The sequence below is a fragment of the Nonomuraea sp. NPDC049141 genome (assembly GCF_040648415.1).
Taxonomy (GTDB): Bacteria; Actinomycetota; Actinomycetes; order Streptosporangiales; family Streptosporangiaceae; genus Nonomuraea.
On record NZ_JBEZDR010000003.1, the window covers coordinates 75,416 to 94,338 of the forward strand.

Genomic DNA, 18,923 nt, shown 5'->3' on the forward strand with positions numbered 1-18,923 from the left:
TAGAACAACGATAGTGGTCCCATGATCACGGGTGTGATCATGGGGTTACTGCTTCGATCTACTTCACCAACAGTGAGCCATTCCGAGTGCTGCGAACGGCCGCTCCAAGGCGGGTAAAGAGCCGCCAAAGCCATGCTCTAGCGTGATCACCCATGAAGGCGGCTCGGTATCTGTGCTGGCTGGCCTGGGCGCAGAAGGGCCGGGTCGCGCTGGGCGCGACACTGGGAACCCTCTGGATGGTGGGCCTGACGCTCCCGCCGTACCTGCTGTCCAGGGCGATCGACGACAACCTGGCGCCCGGCTGGGTGCTGGCGCTGCTCGGCGCGGGCCTGGTCAACGCCTGGCTGGCGATGTTGCGGCACCGCACGATGACCAAGATCCGGATGGACGCCTACTTCCGCACCGTGCGCGCCCTGGTCGGGCAGATCAACAAGCTGGGCGCCCACCTGCCCAAGCGCGCTTCGACAGGCGACGTGGTGACGATCGGCATCGGCGACATCATCACCATCGCCGCCTCGCTGACGGTGACCGGCCCCGGCGTGGGCGCGGTGATCAGCTACGGCGTGGTGGCGGCGCTGCTGCTGCAGGTCTCCGTGGTGCTGGCCGTGGTGGTGCTGCTGGGCGTGCCGCTGCTGGCGATCCTGCTCGGCCCGCTGCTCGGGCGGCTGATGAAGGTGCAGAACGGCTACCGCGAGAACCAGGGCAGGCTGACCACCCGCCTGGTCGACCTGATCGAGGGGCTGCGGGTGCTCAACGCCTTCGGCGGCAAGGGCACCTACGCCGAGCGGTACCGCGCCGACTCGGCGAGCCTGCGCGAGCAGGGCTACCGGGTGGCGTCGCTGACGAGCTGGATCGGCGCGCTGGGCGCCGGATTGCCCGCCCTGTTCCTGGCCGCCGTCATCTGGCTGGGCGCCCGGCTGGCCGCCGAGGGGGCGATCACGGTGGGCGAGCTGGTCGGGGTGTACGGGTACATCGCCGTGCTGGTGGTGCCGGTCTCCTTCTTCATCGAAGGTAGCTTCCAGATCAGCCACGGCCTGGTCGCCGCCCGCCAGGTCACCCGCTTCCTCGCGCTGCGCGCCGAGGAGCGGCCCCGGCCCGCCGGGCCGGAGGTCGCGCCGGGGAGCCTGGTGGGGCTGGTCAGCGCCCGGCCCGAGGAGAGCTTGGCGCTGCTCGAAGGGCTGGGCGGGTTCGACGGCACCTCCTTGATCGCCGACCACGACGCCGCTCTGTTCGCGGGCACGCTGCGCGAGGTCCTCCAGGGCCGGGGCGAGGCGGACGACGAGGCCATTCACCGGGCCGTGCACGTCGCCGCGGCGCAGGACGTGCTCGCAGGGCTGCGCCACGGGCTCGACTCCATGATCGAACCCGGCGGCCGCAACCTGTCGGGCGGCCAGCGTCAGCGTGTACGCCTGGCCCGGGCGCTGCTGGCCGAGCCCGAGGTGCTGCTGGCCGTGGAGCCCACCTCCGCGCTGGACGCGCACACCGAATCCCTGCTCGCGGGGCGGCTCCGTACGGCACGCGCCGGCCGTACGACGGTCGTGGCCACCACCTCGCCGCTGCTGCTCACCCAGGCCGACCAGGTGCTGTTCATCGAGGACGGGCGGGTGGCCGCCTCCGGCACCCACCGCGAGCTGATGGAGTCCACCCCCGCTTACCGGTCGGTGCTCGCATGAACCGCGACCTGCCCATCGCCGACCGCCGGCAGGTACGGCGAGCCGCCCTGCGCCTGGTCAGGAGCGACGTGCCGGGCTTCACCGCGACGCTGCTGCTCAACAGCCTGGCGGCGGCGGCCGCGCTGGTCAGCCCGTGGTTGCTGGGCCGCATCATCGACTCCATCAGCGCCGGAGGCACGGTCGACCTGCTCGCCGCGATCGCCGTGGGCGCGGCGCTGGCCCAGCTGGTTCTGTCCAGGTACGCCGAGAAGATCGGCACTCGCTTCAGCGAGCGTGTCCAGGAACACATCCGCGCCGAACTCCTGGACCGCGTGCTGGCCCTGCCCGCCGCCACGGTCGAGCACATCCGCACCGGCGACCTGACCGCCCGCGGAACCACCGACGTGGCCGTCGTCGGCCGCACCCTGCGCGACGCCGCCCCCGCGATCCTCGTCTCGAGCCTGCAGGCGCTCTTCCTGATCGTCGCCGTCTTCCTGGTCGACCCGGTCCTGGGCGCCTGCGGCCTGCTCGCGCTGGCCGGCATCGTGGCCGCCTCCCGCTGGTACCTTCGCCGCGCCCGCCCCGCCTACCTGGAGGAAGGCGCCGCCCGCTCGGAGCTGGCCGAGCACCTGGCCGCCAACGCCGCGGGTGCCCGCACCATCGAGGTCCTGGGCCTGCAGGCCAAGCGCACGCGGGCGGCGGAACGGGTGATCGAGCGCAGCCGGGCCGCCCAGCTGCGGACCCTCTTCCTGCGCAGCGTGCTCTGGCCCTCGGTGGAGGTCTCCTCGCTCCTGCCGCCCGTGCTGGTACTGCTGCTCGGCGGGGTGCTCCTGGACCGAGGCCAGGTCACGCTGGGCGCGGTCGTCACCTGCGTGCTCTACCTGCGCCAGCTCGGCCAGCCGATCGAGACGATCCTGATCTGGCTGGAGCAGTTGCAGAGCAGCGGTGCCTCCTTCGCCAGGGTCGAGGGCCTCGCGACACCGGCGCGGGAGGAGGTGGCCGCTGCGGCCTCCTCGACCTTGGCGGCCAGACGTGCGCCGCCCGCCGCGGCGCCGCAGGGCGACCGCATCGAGGCGCGCGGCGTGCACTTCGCCTACGAAGGCGGCGACGACGTGGTGACCGGCGTCGATCTGACCGTACGGCCCGGCGAGCGTCTGGCCGTCGTCGGCCCCTCGGGAGCCGGCAAGTCCACCCTGGGCAAGCTGCTGGCCGGCATCGACCACCCCCGCCTGGGCACGGTCACCGTCGGCTCGGTGCCCGTCGCCGACCTCTCCCCAGCCCAACTCCGCGAGCACGTCGTCCTGGTCACCCAGGAACAGCACCTGTTCCTCGGCACCGTCCGCGACAACCTGCTGCTGGCAGATCCGACGGCCGGCGACGACCGCCTGGGCAAGGCGCTGGCGGCGGTCGGCGCCGACTGGATCGCCTCGCTCGACGACGAGCTGGGATCCCAGTCGTCCGGCGCCACCCTCGGCCCGGACCGGGTCCAGCAGCTCGCCCTGGCCAGGGTCATCCTGGCCGACCCGCACACCGTCATCCTCGACGAGGCCACCGCCATGCTCGACCCCCGTACGGCCAGGCGCGCCGAACGCTCGCTCGCCGCCGTCCTGGAGGGGCGGACCGTCATCGCGATCGCCCACCGCCTGCACACGGCCCGCGACGCCGACCGGGTGGTGGTCATGGACAACGGCCGGGTGGTGGAGGTCGGAGCCCACGACGAGCTGGTCGCGGCGGGCGGGGTGTACGAGGCGCTGTGGAGATCGTGGCACGGCTCGCGGAGCGTCGGCGCGCAACCAGAACAGGGATGACCATGACACAGATGTCATTGCGCTGGACGCTGGCGGGGTCGGGGTGGGCCGATTGCACCGTTGCCGACGACCAGGCCGAGGCGGAGGTCACCGCGTCCTATATCACCGCGGCTCCTGAGGAACTTCTGACCGCGACAGCCCGGCTGGTGCTCGGGGAAGAGCAGACGCGGGCTCAGTTCGAAGCCGAACCGACAGCCTTCCGCTGGATCTTCTATCGAGGCGGCGACGACGTCTGGGTGCGGCTGCTTCAATTGCCCGATGGCCGCCGTCATGACAACGCCGGCACCGAGATCTGGTCGAGCTGGCAAACGGTCGACACCCTGGCCCGAGCCGTCATCCGCTGTTTCGACGACGTCGTGCGACGCTATGACGAAAGCGGATACCACGGAAAGTGGGGAGAGCCGTTCCCTCGGCTCGAACTTGAAGCCCTTAGGACCGCATGGCGCAACCACACCGCACGCTCATCCCAGACCGAATAACTGCTCCAACGTGTGGAGTTTCAGCCGAACCACCCACATGTTGGCTCGAACTTGTCAGGCCCGCCGCCGAGCCCGATAGGCGGCCACATGCATGCGATTCCCGCAAGTACGGCTGTCGCAATAGACCCGAGACCGATTGCGTGACTCGTCCACGAACACCCGGTCGCAGTCAGGCGCCGAACAGGTCCGTAGCCGCTCCCACTCCCCGTCCACCACCAGATGCGCCAGTGCCACCCCGCAGTCCGCCGCCAGATGCTCGGAAAGGGTCGCGTCCGGTGCGAAGTAGTGCATGTGCAGCGGATGCCCATCGTGCTCCGTCAGCCGGGGCGTGATGCGCGTCTTCGACAGGAGCCCGTTGAGGAGGCGTACGGCGGTCGGCTGGTCCGGGGCGGTGAAGACGCGGTGGAACGCCTCCCGCAGCAGCCGCACCTGCCCGAGGTCGCGGGCCGTGAGGGCGCCGATGCCGCTGACCTGGCGCGACTCGACGAATTCGTGCAGGTCGGCCAGCTCGGCCAGGCCGTCGGTGTCGCCGCCGGTCGACGGGGAGGTGTTGACCAGCTCTACGACCGTGGCCAGCGAATACACCATGTCATGGCCAAACGGCATGTTGACTCCTGTCGAGTACCGGTTCTAGCGTGGTCGCAGCGTATCTCTCTCCAAGGGTGTCAGGGGTTTCTGTGGGTGCACATCGCCGTATCGTGCTGATCGCGATAGCGGGTGCGCTGATCATCTCCACCTCCGCGCCCCTGGTGCGGTTGTCGGGGGTCTCGCCGGCCACCTCGGCGTTCTTCCGCTGCGCGTACGCGCTGCCGCCGATGCTGGTGCTGGCCTGGTTCGAACGGCGGAAGCTGGGCCCCCTGCCTGCCCGCAGCCGCAACCTGGCGTGGCTGGCGGGCGTGCTGTTCGCGTTCGACCTGCTGTTCTGGCACCAAGCTATCAAGTACGTGGGCGCTGGGCTGGCGACCGTGCTGGGGAACCTACAGGTCTTCATCGTGGCCTTCGCGGCGTGGGCGCTCTTCCGCGAGCGGCCGTCGAACCGGCTGATGCGGGCCACCCCGGTGGTGTTCGCCGGAGTGGTGCTGATCTCGGGGGTCTTCGACAGCGCCGCATATGGGGCGAACCCGGTGCTCGGAGTGGTGACGGGGGTGGCCACCTCGATCTCGTACGCGGCGTTCCTGCTGGTGTTGAAGGGTGGCTCGGGGCGTACGGTCGGGCCGTTGGCGCACGCCACCGTCGTGGCCACGCTCGCGATGGCCGCGCTGAGCCCGGTGTTCGGGGGCGCCGACTTCGTGCCGAGCTGGCCGGCGCACGGCTGGCTGCTGCTGCTCGCGCTCGGGCCGCAGGTGATCGGCTGGACGCTGATCTCGTTCTCGCTGCCCAGGCAGCCCGCCGCGCTCACCGCGCTGCTCCTGCTCATCCAGCCCATGACGACGGTCGCGCTGTCGGCCGTGCTGCTCGGTGAGCACCCGTCGCCGTTCCAGCTCGCCGGGTGCGCGGTGATCGTGCTGGGAGTGCTGTACGGCTCGCGTCGTGCTCAGCCCGCCCGTACCGAGGCCGAACAGGCCGAGCAGGTGCCGAACACCTCGACCGTGTGAGTGATCTCGGTGAAGCCGTGCTCGGAGCCGACCGTCTCCGCCCAGCGTTCGACGGCGGGACCGGCCACCTCGACCGTCCGGCCGCAGCGGCGGCACACCAGGTGGTGATGGTGGTCGCCGCTGGCGCACGCGCGGTAGACGGACTCGCCGTCGTCGGTGCGCAGCACGTCGACGAGGCCGCCGTCGGCCAGCGCCTGGAGCGCCCGGTAGACCGTGGTCAGGCCGATCTTGGCGCCGTGGGCGCGCATCTCGGCGTAGACGTCCTGCGCGCTGCGGAAACCATCGCTCTGGCGGAGCGTGTCGTGCACGGCGTCACGTCTTGTGGACATCATCGTGTGACCTCCTCGACGCGCATGCTGGATGGCTCGCTCACTGTGGACTCCCGGGGTCGGCCTCGCCGTACGAACTTACCGACACCGAGCGCCAGGACGAAGCCGCAGAGGGCAAGAAGAACGATCGCGGCGCCCGGCGGCACCCTGGCGGACAGCGTCGAGCTGAGCAGCCCGCCCACCGCCGCGACGACGCCGAACAGCATGGCCAGCCCCATCGTCGAGCGGAACCCTCTGGTGAGCTGCTGACTGGTCGCCACCGGGATCACCATCAGCGCGCTGACCAGCAGCAACCCGACCACGCGCATGGCGATGACCACGGTCAGCGCGGCCGTGACGGCGATCAGCAGGCTGAGGAAGCGCACCGGCAGGCCACTGGCGCGGGCCATCTCCTCGTCCTGGCAGAGCACGAACAGCTCCCTGCCGAAGATCACGACCACCGCGATCACCGCGACGGCCAGCGCGCCGATGATCCAGATGTCCTGGGTGGTGACGCTGGCGATGGCGCCGAACAGGTACGAGTTCAGCTTGGCGTTGCTGCCACCCGGCGCGATGCCCATGAGCATGACGCCGCCCGCGATGCCGCCGTAGAACAGCAGCGCCAGAGCCACGTCGCCGCTGGTACGCCCGCGCGCCCGGACCAGCTCGATGGCCACGGCGCCGATGACCGACACGGCCACGGCCGTGAGCACGGGCGCGGTGCCGGTCAGGAAGCCCAGCGCGACGCCGGTCAGCGCCACGTGCCCGATGCCGTCGCCGAGCAGGGCGAGCCTGCGCTGGACGATGAACGTGCCGACAGCGGGTGCGCAGAGCCCCACCAGCAGGGCCGCGATCAGCGCGAGCTGGAAGAACTGCTTGTCCAACAGCTCGATCATGACTCTCCCTGCCATCCGGAAAGGGGTCCCGCGGCCGCCTCGGCGGCGTGCGGGTGTACGTGTTCGTGTCCCGGCCGCGCGCAGTCGCCCTCGGGCCGCGGCGGCCTTCCGTCGTGCGCGATCCGGCCCTCGCGGATCACCACGCCGCGGGTGATGAGCGGCTCGAGCGGGCCGAGCTCGTGGGCGACGAGCACGATGGTCTTGCCGTTCAGCACCAGCGTGGCCAGCGTGTCGGCGAGCAACTGCTGGGTGTCCGCGTCGACGCCGGCGGTGGGTTCGTCCATCACGTACGTGTCGGGCTCGCCCGCCAGCGCGCGGGCGATCAGCACCCGCTGCTGCTGGCCGCCGGACAGCGACTGCACCGGGTCGCCCGCCCGGTCGGACAGCCCGACGGCCTCCAGCGCGCTCGCCGCCGCCGCCTTGTCCTCGGGGCTGGTACGGCGCAGCCGGCTCTGCCTGGCGATGCGGCCGGAGGTCACGACCTCGCGGACCGTGGCGGGCACCCCGCCGCCGACGGCCAGGCGCTGCGGCACGTAGCCGATGCGCCACCACTCGCGGAACTTCGCGGGCGGCGTGCCGTACACCAGGGTCTGGCCGCCCGAGAGCGGGGTGAGGCCCAGCAGGGTGCGGACCAGCGTGGACTTGCCGGAGCCGTTGGCGCCCATGACGGCGACGACCTCGCCGGGGCAGACCGTGAGGTCGATGCCGCGCAGGATGTCCCGCCGGTCCAGGCTCACCCGGCCGCCGGTCATGGAGAAGGCGCTGTCGCTCATGCCGGGCACCCCAATGCGCTCTGCAGGGTCTTCAGGTTGGCGCGCATGGCCGACAGGTAGTCGCCCTGCGGCTTGCTCTCCAGCGGGTCGAGCACCGCCGTCTTCGCGCCGATCTCCTTGGCGAGCACCTCGGCGACCTTGGGGCTGACCAGGGATTCGGTGAAGATCGTGGTCGCCTTCTCGTCCTTGGCCAGCTTGGCGACCTCGGCGATGCGGGCGGGGGAGGGCTCGGTCTCCGGGTCGAGGGTGATGCCGATCTGCTTGAGGTGATAGCGGTCGGCCAGGTAACCGAACGCCTGGTGGCTGGTGACCAGCGTCTTGGTCGCGCAGGTGGTCAGGCCCTTGGCGTACTCCTGGTCGAGTGTCCCCAGCGCGCCCGCCGTCTTGACCGCGCGGTCCCGGTAGCCCTGGGCGTGCGCGGGGTCGATGGCGGCCAGCCGCTCGCCGAGCTTGGCGGCGACGGTGGCCAGGCGGGACGGGTCCAGCCAGAGGTGCGGGTCGTACGCGATGTCGTGGCCTTCCTCGTGCTCGCTCGCGGGGAGGGTCTTGACGGCGGTGGCGACGTCGAAGCTCGTGTCCTGGGCGACCGCGTCGTCCACGGCCGGCTGGACGCCCTTGATGTAGACGGTCAGCGCCGCGTCCTCAAGCTGGGCCACCTGGTGCGCGCCGAGCTCCAGGTCGTGCGGTTCGACACCGGGGGCGGTCAGCACGGACACGTTCACGTCGGAGCCGCCGACCTGCTCGGTGAGCCACTGGAGCGGGTAGAAGGCGGCGATCACGGCGGGCTTGCCGTCCTTGGCCGTGTCCGCGGCGCCGGAGCCGGAGCAGGCGGCGGTCATCAGGGTGGTCGCGAGGATTGCAGCACTGATTCGGGGCGTTCGGGACATCACGCCACCGATTATGGGGAAAATGAAAATGATTGTCAAAATCTATGGCTAAAACACTCCGAACCGGTCGGCCGCAAGGACCAGGAGGAAGGCCAGCATCACGACCCGCAGCAACCGCCCGCCGACGCTCAGCGACGGCCAGGACAGGTACGCCAGCCAGCCCACGAACGCCAGCACCGGCAGCACCGCCACGCCGCCCAGCCAGTTGTTCACGGCGAACCCGGCCAGCAGGAGCACCACCAGCGCGGCGGGCGCCGCCCACTTGGGCACCTGCGTATACAGGAACGCCAGCGGGGTCGCGCTGCGCTCCTCGACGGACTTGCGCAGGCCGGTCGCGCCGGGCGTGAAGAACTGCTCGCCGGCGGGGAGCGGTCGCCGGGGATTCTTGCGGCGGTTGTCTTTGGAGGCCACGCGCCGAGCCTAGCGCCGCCGGAATCGGCCGGTGGGTGTGAGCAGGCCAGGGGCTGGAATTGCCCAGCGGTGCGTAATCGTCTGACATCCTGGTGTGCGTGCTCGCCGTAATCCGTTACACCGTCCCAGAGTCCCAGTCCCAAGACTTCGTCAAGCAAGGCCATGTCATCCTCCAGACACTGGCCGACCAGCCCGGATTCCTGCGCGGCCGGTTGGCCCGCTCGGTCGACGAGCCCAATCTGTGGGCGCTGGTCAGTGAGTGGGAGGGCGCCGGTTTCTACCGCAGAGCCCTGTCCGCGGCGCGGATGGCGATGTATCCCCTGATGATCCTCATGGTCAACGAACCGAGTGCGTTCGAGGACGTTTACCTACAAGACGGCGAGTAGAAATACTCGCGCGCGAGGGCTCCCGGGCGTCCCCTAAGCTGGGAGCTCATCCAATTCCCTCGCCGACCTCCAGCCGGAAAGAGACGCAACCAAAATGGCACGACGCACAGACGTCATGGACACGATCGTCAGCCTCGCCAAACGCCGCGGGCTCGTTTACCCGTCGAGCGAGATCTACGGCGGACTGCGCGCATCGTGGGACTACGGTCCCCTGGGCGTCGAGCTGAAGAACAACGTCAAGCGGCAGTGGTGGCTTTCGATGGTCCAGTCGCGCGACGACGTGGTGGGCCTCGACTCCTGCGTCATCCTGGCCCGCGAGGTCTGGCAGGCCAGCGGCCACGTGGAGACCTTCACCGACCCGCTGACCGAGTGCCAGTCGTGCCACAAGCGCTACCGCGCCGACCATCTCCTTGAGGCGTACGAGGAGAAGAACGGCAAGGCGCCCGAGAACGGCCTGGCCGACATCACCTGCCCCAACTGCGGCAACAAGGGCGCCTTCACCGACCCGAAGCAGTTCAGCGGCCTGCTCAAGACCTACCTCGGCCCGGTCGAGGACGAGTCCGGCCTGGCCTACCTGCGCCCGGAGACCGCGCAGGGCATCTTCATCAACTACCTCAACGTGCAGCAGTCGGCGCGCAAGAAGATCCCGTTCGGCATCGGCCAGGTCGGCAAGTCCTTCCGCAACGAGATCACGCCGGGCAACTTCATCTTCCGCACCCGCGAGTTCGAGCAGATGGAGATGGAGTTCTTCGTCAAGCCGGGCAGCGACGAGGAATGGCACCAGTACTGGATCGACGAGCGCTTCCGCTGGTACTCCGATCTGGGCATCAACAAGGACAATCTCCGGCTCTACGAGCACCCCAAGGAGAAGCTGTCCCACTACTCCAAGCGCACGGTCGACGTCGAATACCGCTTCAACTTCGCGGGCGGCGAGTGGGGTGAGCTCGAAGGCATCGCCAACCGCACCGACTTCGACCTGACCGCCCACTCCAAGGCGTCGGGCGTCGACCTGAGCTTCTTCGAGCAGGACACGGGCGAGCGCTACGTGCCCTACGTCATCGAGCCGGCGGCGGGTGTCGACCGGGCCACGCTGACGTTCCTGCTCGACGCCTACACCGAGGACGAGGCGCCCAACGCCAAGGGCGTCATGGAGAAGCGCACGGTCATGCGGCTCGACCACCGGCTCGCCCCGGTCAAGGCCGCGGTGCTGCCGCTGTCCCGCAACGCCGACCTGTCGCCGAAGGCCCGCGACCTGGCCGCGCAGCTGCGCCGGCGGTGGAACGTCGAGTTCGACGACGCGGGCGCGATCGGCCGGCGCTACCGGCGCCAGGACGAGATCGGCACGCCGTTCTGCATCACGGTCGACTTCGACACCCTCGATGACCAGGCGGTCACGATCCGCGAGCGCGACTCGATGGCCCAGGAGCGCATCTCCCTCGACGCGGTCGACTCTTACCTCCGCCAGCACCTTAACGACTGATTTTCTTTTACGGCCAGCATGGGCCAGCCCCACCCTCCGTGCGGGGCTGGCCTCCCTCCAGGGGCACGCTCCTGCGGTTTACCTGGCTGGGCGCCGTGACGTGCGCATTCTTGACCCCGTTCGTGGTCTTTCGGGACCGTGGGCGGGGTCGATGTCGTTATGCCGGAGGGCGTCTACCAGGTCAGGACAGGTGGTTTCCGAACCAGTCCAGGACCCGTTGGTACGCCTGCGCGGCGGCCTTGGCGTTGTAGCGCGGGCCCGTGTCGTTGAAGAAGGCATGGTTCACGCCCGGGAAGGTCACGATCTCGTGGGGGAGGCCGGCCTTTTCCAGGGCGGCCTTGGCGGCGTCCCTGCTGGCGTTGACGCGGTTGTCCTGCTCCGCGTAGATGGCCAGGACGGCGGCCTTGGTGCCCGTGAAGTCGGCGTGGTCGGGGAGCGGGCCGTAGAAGGGTGCGGCGGCGGCCAGGCGGGGTTCGGCCGACGACAGCAGGAGCCAGGTCATGCCGCCGCCGAAGCAGAAGCCGATCACGCCCAGCTTCGCGCCGTTTGCGCGATTGGTCAGCTCTCCCAGGCCCGCCTTCATGTCGGCGACGAAGCGTTCGGGCGGGATCTCGCCCAGCTTGGCGGTGGCCTGCGCGGAGTCGGCGAACGAGGCGGTGCCGCCCTCACGTGACAGCAGGTCGATCGCCAGGGCCGAGTAGCCGCTGGCGGCGAGCCGGCCGGCCACCGAGCGGATGTGGTCGGTGAGGCCGCGGTTCTCGTGGATGACCAGGACGGCGCCCTTCGGGTCCGCGGCGGCGGCCCAGGCGCCCTGCAGCGTCGTCCCCTCGGGGCCGGGAAAGGTGATGGGCCGCGTGGGCAGGGGCGATGGGCCGGCCGGGGAGGCGGATGTGGCTGGTGTGCCGGCAGGATCGGACGATGCCGCCGGGGCGCCGGATGAGGCCGCCGGAGCGGCTCCGGATGAGGTCGCTGACGTGCCGCGAGCCGGCTCCGGTGGCGCGCCGCAGGCGGTGAGCAGGGCGCTGGCGGCGGGCAGGGCGATGCCGAGGAGGCCCAGTCGGCGCAGCGCTTCGCGACGTGGGATGAGGCCGTCCGCGTGGTCGATGGCCACCTCTTCCGCGAGGTAGCGCTGGATGGGCGTCATGTCGGGAGATGTACCCCTCTCCAGCGAAAGGCCGGGCAAAAGATTGAGCGGCGGGCGCGACCCCTGCACACAGCCAGGTGATGGCGTGTGGATTCAGCGGCGGGTGCGGCTCCTGCACGCGGCCAGCGTGATGGCGTACACGATCGGGGGCAGGACGAAGATCGCGATGCGCAGGCCGTACACGATCCAGGTGTAGGTCTCGTGCGGTGCGGTGAGGAGGGGCGTCGGCGCGTTCGGGTCCGGCGGGGTCTCCGAGACCCATGTCCCGGCCCACAGCACCGTGAAGAAGGTGATCACCGCCGCGCCGAGGGCGGTGCGGACGGGGGCGTGCGAGGGGCGGTCCAGCAGGTTGTGCACGCGGCGATCCTTGGTGAAGCGGCGTTCCAGGAACGGGTAGAGGAACAGGACCGTGAAGAAGGCCGTCAGGACCAGCATCGGGATCCAGAGTCCGACCTGCAGGACGAAGCCGCCGATCGTGATCTCCCAGGGCGGCGTCAGGCGTAGCGCGCCTTCCAGAACGCCGTAATACCAGAACGGCTGGGCCGACGGTGGCCAGCCGCCGGGCTGGTACGGCCCGTGCTCCCACACCGGGTTGACCTGGACGAAGGTGGCCAGCAGTGCCACGACGGCCATCGTGAACATGGTGGTGGCGCCGTTCTTGACGATGAAGTACGGGAAGAACGGGCCGCCCGTGACCCGCGTCTCGTCCGACGTCGGGGTGCGGTGATCGGTGTGCTTCTGCCGCCAGGTCAGGACGATCCCGTGCAGCGGTATGAGCGCCAGCAGGATGCCCGGCACCAGCAGTACGTGCGTCACGAAGATGCGCGGGATGACCTGGCCGGGGAAGCCGCCGTCGAAGACGAACGCCGACAGGTAGCCGCCGACGAGCGGGATCGACAGCAGCAGGCCCTGCGCCTCCCGCAGGCCGGTCATGGCGAGTTGGTCGGCGGGCAGCGAGACGCCCAGGAACGACTCGAACAGCGCCAGCCCGAACAGCACCACCCCGGTCATCCAGCTCAGCTCGCGCGGCTTGCGGAAGGCGGCGGTGAAGAAGACGCGGAACAGGTGGGCCACGATCGACAGCACGAAGATCGTCGCCGCCCAGTGGTGCATCTGGCGCACCAGCAGGCCGCCCCTGACGTCCAGGCTGATCTCGCGCACCGAGGTGAAGGCCACATCGGGGTTGGGTTTGTAGAACAGGGTCAGGAAGGTGCCCGTCAGGACGAGCAGGACGAACGAGTACAGGGCGAACTCGCCGAGCAGGAACGACCAGTGGCTCGGGAAGAGCTTGCGGAGATTCGGGCGGAGCCAGTGGGCCAGGCCGAGGCGCTCGTCCAGGAAGTTCGCGAAGCCCTGCGCGGCCTTGGCCGATCCGGCGACCGCGCGGGCGCGACGCTGTGGCTTGGTAGGAGTGGCCATCGGGCGCCTCCTGCTAGACGGTGATCCGATTGTATCATCCGGATCTTTCCAGGAATTGGTATAAACCAATTGGTATAAACCAATTCCTGGCTAAACAGAATATTAATTGGATTAGACCGGTTATGTGCCCTTCACCAGGTGAAACGTTGACTTAACGGGTGAGTGCAGTTTCATCATGATTATCGCCGGTAGAGTCCGGAGCAGAGGCGTTGATTGGAGCTGTGGTGGCCAAGTACGTTTACGACTTCACCGAGGGCAACAAGGATCTCAAGGATCTTCTCGGAGGCAAGGGAGCAAACCTTGCCGAAATGACCAATCTCGGACTGCCCGTTCCTCCCGGGTTCACGATCACCTCCGAGGCGTGCCGCCACTACCTGGCCGAGGGCGCGGTCCCCGACGGCCTGGAGCGGGAGGTGTCCGAGCACTTGGGCGCGATGGAGAAGCGGATGGGCAAGGCGCTCGGCCAGGCCGACGACCCGCTGCTCGTCAGCGTCCGCTCCGGCGCCAAGTTCTCGATGCCCGGGATGATGGAGACGGTCCTCAACATCGGGCTGAACGACGAGTCCGTCCACGGCCTGGCCAAGCAGGCCGGCGGCAACGACCGCTTCGCCTGGGACTCCTACCGCAGGCTCATCCAGATGTTCGGCAAGACCGTGCTCGGCATCGACGGCGAGCTGTTCGAGCACGCGCTCGAGACGCTGAAGGGCGACCGGCAGGACACCGACCTCGACGCGGCCGAGCTGCAGGGCCTGGTCGAGACGTTCAAGGGCATCGTGCGCGACCAGACCGGCAAGGACTTCCCCGCCGACCCGCGCGAGCAGATGCGGCTGGCCGTCATGGCCGTGTTCGACTCGTGGAACGCCCCGCGCGCCATCCTCTACCGCCGCCAGGAACGCATCCCCGCCGACCTCGGCACCGCGGTCAACATCGTGGCCATGGTCTTCGGCAACGTCGGCAACGACTCGGGCACCGGCGTCGCCTTCACCCGCGACCCCGGCTCCGGCCAGCAGGGCATCTACGGCGACTACCTGCAGAACGCCCAGGGCGAGGACGTCGTCGCCGGCATCCGCAACACGATCCCGCTCCAGGAGCTGGAACGCCTCGACAAGAGCTCCTACGACGAGCTCCTGCGGATCATGGAGACGCTGGAGAACCACTACCGCGACCTGTGCGACATCGAGTTCACGATCGAGCGCGGCAAGCTCTGGATGCTGCAGACCAGAGTCGGCAAGCGCACCGCCGGCGCCGCGTTCTGCATCGCCACCCAGCTCGTCGACCAGGGCCTCATCACGCTCGACGAGGCCGTCACGCGGGTGACGGGCGACCAGTTGGTCCAGCTGATGTTCCCGCGCTTCGACTCGGGCACCGAGAAGAAGAAGATCGCCAAGGGCATGAACGCCTCGCCGGGAGCCGCCGTCGGCAAGGTCGTGTTCTCCTCCGAGCGCGCCGTCGAGCTGGCCGACAAGGGTGAGGACGTCATCCTGGTGCGCCGCGAGACCAACCCGGACGACCTGTCCGGGATGATCGCCGCGCGCGGCATCCTGACCAGCCGCGGCGGCAAGACCTCACACGCCGCCGTGGTCGCCCGCGGCATGGGCAAGACCTGCGTCTGCGGCGCCGAGGAGCTGGAGGTGTCGGTCGCCGAGCGCAGGTTCACCGCGCCGGGCGACGTCGTGGTCAACGAGGGCGACGTCATCTCCATCGACGGCACCACCGGCGAGGTCTTCCTCGGCGAGGTGCCCGTGGTGGACTCGGCCGTGGTCGAGTACTTCGAGGGCCGGGAACCCGACGACGACCTGGTCCGGGCCGTGGACCGGATCATGCGGCGGGCCGACGAGGTGCGCCGGCTGGGCGTGCGGGCCAACGCCGACACCGCCGAGGACGCGGCCAGGGCGCGCCGCTTCGGCGGCGAGGGGATCGGGCTGTGCCGTACCGAGCACATGTTCCTGGGCGAGCGCCGGCAGCTCGTCGAGGACCTGGTGCTGGCGTCCGGCGACGCGGAGCGCCAGGCGGCTCTGGACGCGCTGGAGCCGCTCCAGAAGGCGGACTTCGTCGAGATATTTCGGGCTATGGGCGGTCAGCCGGTGACCGTGCGGCTCATCGATCCGCCCCTGCACGAGTTCCTGCCCGACATCGTGGACCTGTCGGTCAAGGCGGCGACCGGCGAGACCTCGGACAAGCAGCGCGACCTGCTGGCCGCCGTCAAGCGGCTGCACGAGGAGAATCCCATGCTCGGCCTGCGCGGTGTACGGCTCGGGCTGGTCATTCCCGGCCTGTTCGCCATGCAGGTACGCGCCATCGCCCAGGCGGCCAAGGACGTGCCGGGAGCCAAGCCGGAGATCATGATCCCGCTCGTCGCCGCCGTACAGGAGCTGGAGGCCGTCCGTGAGGAGGCCGCCGGGATCCTCGCGGACCTCGGTGTCGACGCCCTGGTCGGCACCATGATCGAGACGCCCAGGGCGGCGCTCACCGCAGGGCAGGTCGCCGAGGCCGCGCAGTTCTTCTCCTTCGGCACCAACGACCTGACCCAGATGACCTGGGGCTTCTCCCGCGACGACGTCGAGGCGGCGTTCTTCTCGCGCTACCTGGAGCTGGGCATCTTCGGCGTCTCCCCGTTCGAGACCCTCGACCGTGACGGCGTCGGCCGGCTGGTCAGGATCGCGGTCGAGGAGGGCCGCAAGGCGCGCCCGGACCTCAAGCTCGGCATCTGCGGCGAGCACGGCGGCGACCCCGACTCGGTGCACTTCTGCCACGAGGCCGGGCTCGACTACGTCTCCTGCTCGCCGTTCCGCATCCCGGTCGCCCGCCTGGAGGCCGGCCGCGCGGCCCTGGCGGAGTGCGACTCGGACACCCGGTGAGGAACACCCGCTGAGGAACGCCCGCTAGACGGCCGCCTCGGCCTGTTCCAGCGTGGCAGGCACGTAGTCGTGACGCATGCCCAGGTCGCCCAGCCACTTCCGGAGTCCGGGAACGGCGGACGGGTTGGCCGCGACCTGGGCCGCGTACTCCGACAGCGCCACCTCCTCGCCGTCGTCGAACAGCAGCCGCGCCGGGCCCGCCCACGACAGCGTCCACCGGGCCTGGCCGTGCTGGATCAGCACCGCCTCCAGTGCCTGCCCGAGCACCCCGGCCAGCAGCGTTTCGGACGGTTTCCAGCCCAGCTCGCGCAGCTTCTCCTCCAGCTCGGGGCGCCGGTCCCTGGCGATCGCCTCGAAGGCCGCGTCGAGGTACGGCCGGGCGGCGCCCAGCACCCGCTGACCGGCCAGCGCCAGGTCGTTCAGCGCTTCGGCGTTGCGGGCGGCGTACATGCCCTGGGAGATCAGCTCCTCCCACGACACCGGCCGCAGTCCCGTGAGCGCCTCCGGTGTCCACATCGACTGCTCTACCGCCTGCACCGCCACGTTCGCGTCACGCAGCATGGTGAGGGCCGAGCGGGGGTCGGGCACGTGCTCCGGCTCGGGCAGCAGCTCGATGGCGGCCAGCCGCTCGCTCAGGCTCGGGTGCGAGTCGTAGAGGGAGGTCTCCTCCGGCTGCTCGCCGAGCTTGGCCACCTCGGCCTGCCTGGCCGGGTCGCTCATCAGCGCGTGGAACCCGCCGAACACGGCCGCGGGCCGGTTGCCGCCCACGCCGGTCATCGACAGGTAGCCGGCGGCGTAGATGTCCCAGGCGGCCGCCGTGCCGTGGATCTTGCGCAGCGCCTCCGACATCGCCTGGCGCCCGCCGATGCCCACCGCGAACCGGTCGGCCTCCAGCTCCTGCCTGCGCGACACGCCCTGGGAGACGAGCAGGTAGAGCTTGGCGTAGTACGCGAACAGGCGCTGGATGAACGGGTGGTTGCCGAGCCCCTGAACAGTCGCGATCAGCGACACCCGGCCCCGGTAGACCGGCGCGCCCAGGCGGGTGTGGGCGCCGCTGTAGTGGCCCAGCTCGTGGCCGAGCACCGCGCGCATCTCGTCGACCGTGAGGGTCTGCAGCAGCGGCAGCCCGATGTACATGCGCCGCCTGGTGGCCTTCATGCCGAGGAAGCGGGTGTCCTCCGACACGGCCGCGTTGACCTCGGGCACCAGGCGGATCTCGTCGGGTGGCGCCGTACGGACGCGCTGGGACAGGTCTTCGACCACCTGCCAGAGGGCGGGCTCGTGCTCGCGGGTGACCAGCACGCCCGGCTGCTCGCCGTCCTTGCGGCGGCTGACCATGATCAGGGCGCGGACGAGCGCGCCCGCCGCCAGGGTCAGGGGGACCGCGAGCTTGAGCGCGTTGACATGGAAGTCCACCAGCAGCAGCACGTCGAAGAAGACGGCCGCCGCCAGGATGAGGCCGACGAGCACGTAAAAACCGGCGAGCAGGCCGAAGGCCAGCACCGCCCGGAACGCAGTGGTCATGGAGGAGGGCTCCCGGGGAAGGGGGTTCTCGCGAGGGTTGACACTAGCGGAGACCGGAAACTGGATAAAATCACAGCTCTTATGGCCCGCTACGACGAGCACGACCAGGCACGCTGGGTGCCGGAACCTCCCGGCAACCCGGAGCGGAGCGCGTTCGAGCGCGACCGCGCCCGAGTCCTCCACAGCTCCGCGCTCCGCAGACTGGCCGCCAAGACGCAGGTGGTGGGGCCCGGCGAGACCCTCGGCGGCGGCCAGCACATCCCGCGCACCCGGCTCACCCACTCGCTCGAATGCGCCCAGGTCGGCAGGGAGATGGGCGCGACGCTCGGCGTCGACCCCGACCTGGTGGAGACGGCCTGCCTGGCGCACGACCTGGGCCATCCGCCGTTCGGCCACAACGGCGAGGTGGCGCTCAACCAGCTGTCCACCTCGTGCGGCGGCTTCGAGGGCAACGCGCAGAGCCTGCGCCTGCTCACCCGGCTGGAGGCCAAGGTCCTCACCGAGGACGGCGGCAGCGCCGGGCTCAACCTGACCAGGGCCGCGCTCGACGCGTCCATCAAATACCCGTGGACCTGCGACAGGTCACCGAAGTTCGGGGTCTACGACGACGACCTGCCGGTCTTCGAGTGGATCAGGGACGGCGCGCCCGAAGGCCGGGTCAGCTTCGAGGCGCAGATCATGGACTGGGCCGACGACGTCGCCTACTCCGTCCACGACCTGGAGGACGCGCTGCACTCCGGCCACGTCACGCCCGAGGCGCTGCTGTCGGCCGGCGAGCGCCGCCAGGTCTGCGAGACCGCCCGCACCTGGTACGCGCCCGGCGCCGACCTGGCCGAGCTCGAAGCCGTCTTCGCCGGGTTGCTCGCCACCCCGCTCTGGCCGCGCCGCTTCGAGGCCACCTTCGCCGACCTGGCCGGGCTCAAGGCGCTGACGAGCGGCCTCATCGGCCGCTTCTGCCGCTCCGCCGAGACCGCCACCAAGGACGCCTACGCCTCGCGGCACCGCGCGGAGCTCGTCGTGCCGTCGGCCACGCGGCTGGAGTGCGCGCTGCTCAAGGGCATCACCGCCCACTACGTGATGACCACCGAGGACCACCACGCCAACCAGGCCAGGCAGCGCGAACTCATCTCCGAGCTGGCCTCCCTGATCACACTCGGCGCGCCCGCCACCCTGGAGCCCGCCTTCAGACCCTCCTACCTCGGCGCGCCCAACGACGCCGCTCGCGTCCGGGTGGTCATCGACCAGATCGCCTCCCTCACCGACACGTCGGCCGTCGCCTGGCACAAGCGTCTTTCCGGATGAC

General features: G+C 70.0%; 17 protein-coding genes. 8 read left to right on the top strand and 9 right to left on the bottom strand.

The features are described from left to right. Positions 1 to 152: 152 nt before the first annotated feature. From AB0B91_RS09005 to AB0B91_RS09015, 3 genes are read left to right on the top strand one after another with little or no spacing between them, the layout of a single operon-like run. Complete coding sequence (locus tag AB0B91_RS09005; protein WP_358317682.1) at positions 153 to 1,673, top strand: ABC transporter ATP-binding protein; 1,521 nt, start codon at positions 153 to 155, stop codon at positions 1,671 to 1,673. After that, positions 1,670 to 3,460, top strand: a complete 1,791-nt coding sequence (locus AB0B91_RS09010; RefSeq protein WP_358317684.1) for an ABC transporter ATP-binding protein — start codon at positions 1,670 to 1,672, stop codon at positions 3,458 to 3,460. Before AB0B91_RS09005 ends, AB0B91_RS09010 begins: the two co-directional genes overlap by 4 nt. A gap of 11 nt (positions 3,461 to 3,471) precedes the next feature. Continuing rightward, positions 3,472 to 3,939: a hypothetical protein gene (locus AB0B91_RS09015; protein WP_358317686.1), complete on the top strand. Its 468-nt coding sequence runs from the start codon at positions 3,472 to 3,474 to the stop codon at positions 3,937 to 3,939. 54 nt (positions 3,940 to 3,993) lie between these two features. On the opposite strand, the gene AB0B91_RS09020 is transcribed toward AB0B91_RS09015, so the two are convergent. After that, positions 3,994 to 4,545, bottom strand: a complete 552-nt coding sequence (locus AB0B91_RS09020; protein WP_358317688.1) for a CGNR zinc finger domain-containing protein — start codon at positions 4,543 to 4,545, stop codon at positions 3,994 to 3,996. Between the two features lie 92 nt (positions 4,546 to 4,637). On the opposite strand from AB0B91_RS09020, the gene AB0B91_RS09025 reads away from it, so the two are divergent. After that, entirely contained in the window at positions 4,638 to 5,534 is an 897-nt protein-coding gene (locus AB0B91_RS09025) for a DMT family transporter (RefSeq protein ID WP_358317690.1), read from the top strand. Here the strand turns inward: AB0B91_RS09025 and AB0B91_RS09030 are convergent. The 5 genes from AB0B91_RS09030 to AB0B91_RS09050 are packed head-to-tail and all read right to left on the bottom strand — an operon-like array spanning position 5,474 to position 8,809. Beyond that, a complete protein-coding gene (locus tag AB0B91_RS09030) occupies positions 5,474 to 5,863 on the bottom strand; it encodes a transcriptional repressor (protein WP_358318330.1) in 390 nt (129 codons plus the stop codon). The two genes, AB0B91_RS09025 and AB0B91_RS09030, sit on opposite strands and share 61 nt — an antisense overlap. Continuing rightward, positions 5,863 to 6,738 (bottom strand): metal ABC transporter permease, encoded by an 876-nt coding sequence (locus AB0B91_RS09035; protein ID WP_358317692.1) that lies wholly within the window; start codon positions 6,736 to 6,738, stop codon positions 5,863 to 5,865. Before AB0B91_RS09035 ends, AB0B91_RS09030 begins: the two co-directional genes overlap by 1 nt. After that, positions 6,735 to 7,511 (bottom strand): metal ABC transporter ATP-binding protein, encoded by a 777-nt coding sequence (locus AB0B91_RS09040; RefSeq protein ID WP_358317694.1) that lies wholly within the window; start codon positions 7,509 to 7,511, stop codon positions 6,735 to 6,737. Before AB0B91_RS09040 ends, AB0B91_RS09035 begins: the two co-directional genes overlap by 4 nt. Then, complete coding sequence (locus tag AB0B91_RS09045) at positions 7,508 to 8,398, bottom strand: metal ABC transporter substrate-binding protein (protein WP_358318331.1); 891 nt, start codon at positions 8,396 to 8,398, stop codon at positions 7,508 to 7,510. The genes AB0B91_RS09040 and AB0B91_RS09045 overlap by 4 nt, the downstream gene beginning before the upstream one ends. Before the next feature lie 48 nt (positions 8,399 to 8,446). Continuing rightward, positions 8,447 to 8,809: a DUF6703 family protein gene (locus tag AB0B91_RS09050; protein WP_358317696.1), complete on the bottom strand. Its 363-nt coding sequence runs from the start codon at positions 8,807 to 8,809 to the stop codon at positions 8,447 to 8,449. 98 nt (positions 8,810 to 8,907) lie between these two features. Between AB0B91_RS09050 and AB0B91_RS09055 the strand changes: the two genes are divergently transcribed. Both AB0B91_RS09055 and AB0B91_RS09060 read left to right on the top strand, forming a co-directional pair. Then, positions 8,908 to 9,195, top strand: coding sequence for an antibiotic biosynthesis monooxygenase family protein (locus AB0B91_RS09055; protein WP_214638288.1), 288 nt, complete (start codon positions 8,908 to 8,910; stop codon positions 9,193 to 9,195). Positions 9,196 to 9,289: 94 nt separating this feature from the next. Beyond that, the gene (locus AB0B91_RS09060) at positions 9,290 to 10,675 is read left to right on the top strand and encodes a glycine--tRNA ligase (RefSeq protein WP_358317698.1); all 1,386 of its coding nucleotides are present in this window, start codon (positions 9,290 to 9,292) and stop codon (positions 10,673 to 10,675) included. Positions 10,676 to 10,856: 181 nt separating this feature from the next. Here AB0B91_RS09060 and AB0B91_RS09065 read toward each other — a convergent pair whose 3' ends face one another. Together AB0B91_RS09065 and AB0B91_RS09070 are read right to left on the bottom strand one after the other, a co-directional pair. Further along, the gene (locus AB0B91_RS09065; protein WP_358317700.1) at positions 10,857 to 11,819 is read right to left on the bottom strand and encodes a dienelactone hydrolase family protein; all 963 of its coding nucleotides are present in this window, start codon (positions 11,817 to 11,819) and stop codon (positions 10,857 to 10,859) included. A 93-nt stretch (positions 11,820 to 11,912) separates the two neighbouring features. Continuing rightward, positions 11,913 to 13,238: a cytochrome bc complex cytochrome b subunit gene (locus AB0B91_RS09070; RefSeq protein ID WP_358317702.1), complete on the bottom strand. Its 1,326-nt coding sequence runs from the start codon at positions 13,236 to 13,238 to the stop codon at positions 11,913 to 11,915. Between the two features lie 224 nt (positions 13,239 to 13,462). Here AB0B91_RS09070 and ppdK point away from each other — a divergent pair, with 224 nt between their 5' ends. Continuing rightward, entirely contained in the window at positions 13,463 to 16,096 is a 2,634-nt protein-coding gene (gene ppdK / locus AB0B91_RS09075; RefSeq protein ID WP_358317704.1) for a pyruvate, phosphate dikinase, read from the top strand. Positions 16,097 to 16,120: 24 nt separating this feature from the next. On the opposite strand, the gene AB0B91_RS09080 is transcribed toward ppdK, so the two are convergent. After that, positions 16,121 to 17,620, bottom strand: coding sequence for a M48 family metallopeptidase (locus tag AB0B91_RS09080; RefSeq protein ID WP_358317706.1), 1,500 nt, complete (start codon positions 17,618 to 17,620; stop codon positions 16,121 to 16,123). An 81-nt stretch (positions 17,621 to 17,701) separates the two neighbouring features. Here AB0B91_RS09080 and AB0B91_RS09085 point away from each other — a divergent pair, with 81 nt between their 5' ends. Next, positions 17,702 to 18,922: a deoxyguanosinetriphosphate triphosphohydrolase gene (locus AB0B91_RS09085; protein ID WP_358317708.1), complete on the top strand. Its 1,221-nt coding sequence runs from the start codon at positions 17,702 to 17,704 to the stop codon at positions 18,920 to 18,922. Position 18,923 lies beyond the last annotated feature (1 nt).

Coding starts and splice junctions, on each gene's coding strand:
- AB0B91_RS09005 (WP_358317682.1), top strand. CDS start 153: ATGAAGGCGGCTCGGTATCTGTGCTGGCTGGCCTGGGCGCAGAAGGGC.
- AB0B91_RS09010 (WP_358317684.1), top strand. CDS start 1,670: ATGAACCGCGACCTGCCCATCGCCGACCGCCGGCAGGTACGGCGAGCC.
- AB0B91_RS09015 (WP_358317686.1), top strand. CDS start 3,472: ATGTCATTGCGCTGGACGCTGGCGGGGTCGGGGTGGGCCGATTGCACC.
- AB0B91_RS09020 (WP_358317688.1), bottom strand. CDS start 4,545: ATGCCGTTTGGCCATGACATGGTGTATTCGCTGGCCACGGTCGTAGAG.
- AB0B91_RS09030 (WP_358318330.1), bottom strand. CDS start 5,863: ATGTCCACAAGACGTGACGCCGTGCACGACACGCTCCGCCAGAGCGAT.
- AB0B91_RS09035 (WP_358317692.1), bottom strand. CDS start 6,738: ATGATCGAGCTGTTGGACAAGCAGTTCTTCCAGCTCGCGCTGATCGCG.
- AB0B91_RS09040 (WP_358317694.1), bottom strand. CDS start 7,511: ATGAGCGACAGCGCCTTCTCCATGACCGGCGGCCGGGTGAGCCTGGAC.
- AB0B91_RS09045 (WP_358318331.1), bottom strand. CDS start 8,398: ATGTCCCGAACGCCCCGAATCAGTGCTGCAATCCTCGCGACCACCCTG.
- AB0B91_RS09060 (WP_358317698.1), top strand. CDS start 9,290: ATGGCACGACGCACAGACGTCATGGACACGATCGTCAGCCTCGCCAAA.
- AB0B91_RS09065 (WP_358317700.1), bottom strand. CDS start 11,819: ATGACGCCCATCCAGCGCTACCTCGCGGAAGAGGTGGCCATCGACCAC.
- AB0B91_RS09070 (WP_358317702.1), bottom strand. CDS start 13,238: ATGGCCACTCCTACCAAGCCACAGCGTCGCGCCCGCGCGGTCGCCGGA.
- AB0B91_RS09080 (WP_358317706.1), bottom strand. CDS start 17,620: ATGACCACTGCGTTCCGGGCGGTGCTGGCCTTCGGCCTGCTCGCCGGT.
- AB0B91_RS09085 (WP_358317708.1), top strand. CDS start 17,702: ATGGCCCGCTACGACGAGCACGACCAGGCACGCTGGGTGCCGGAACCT.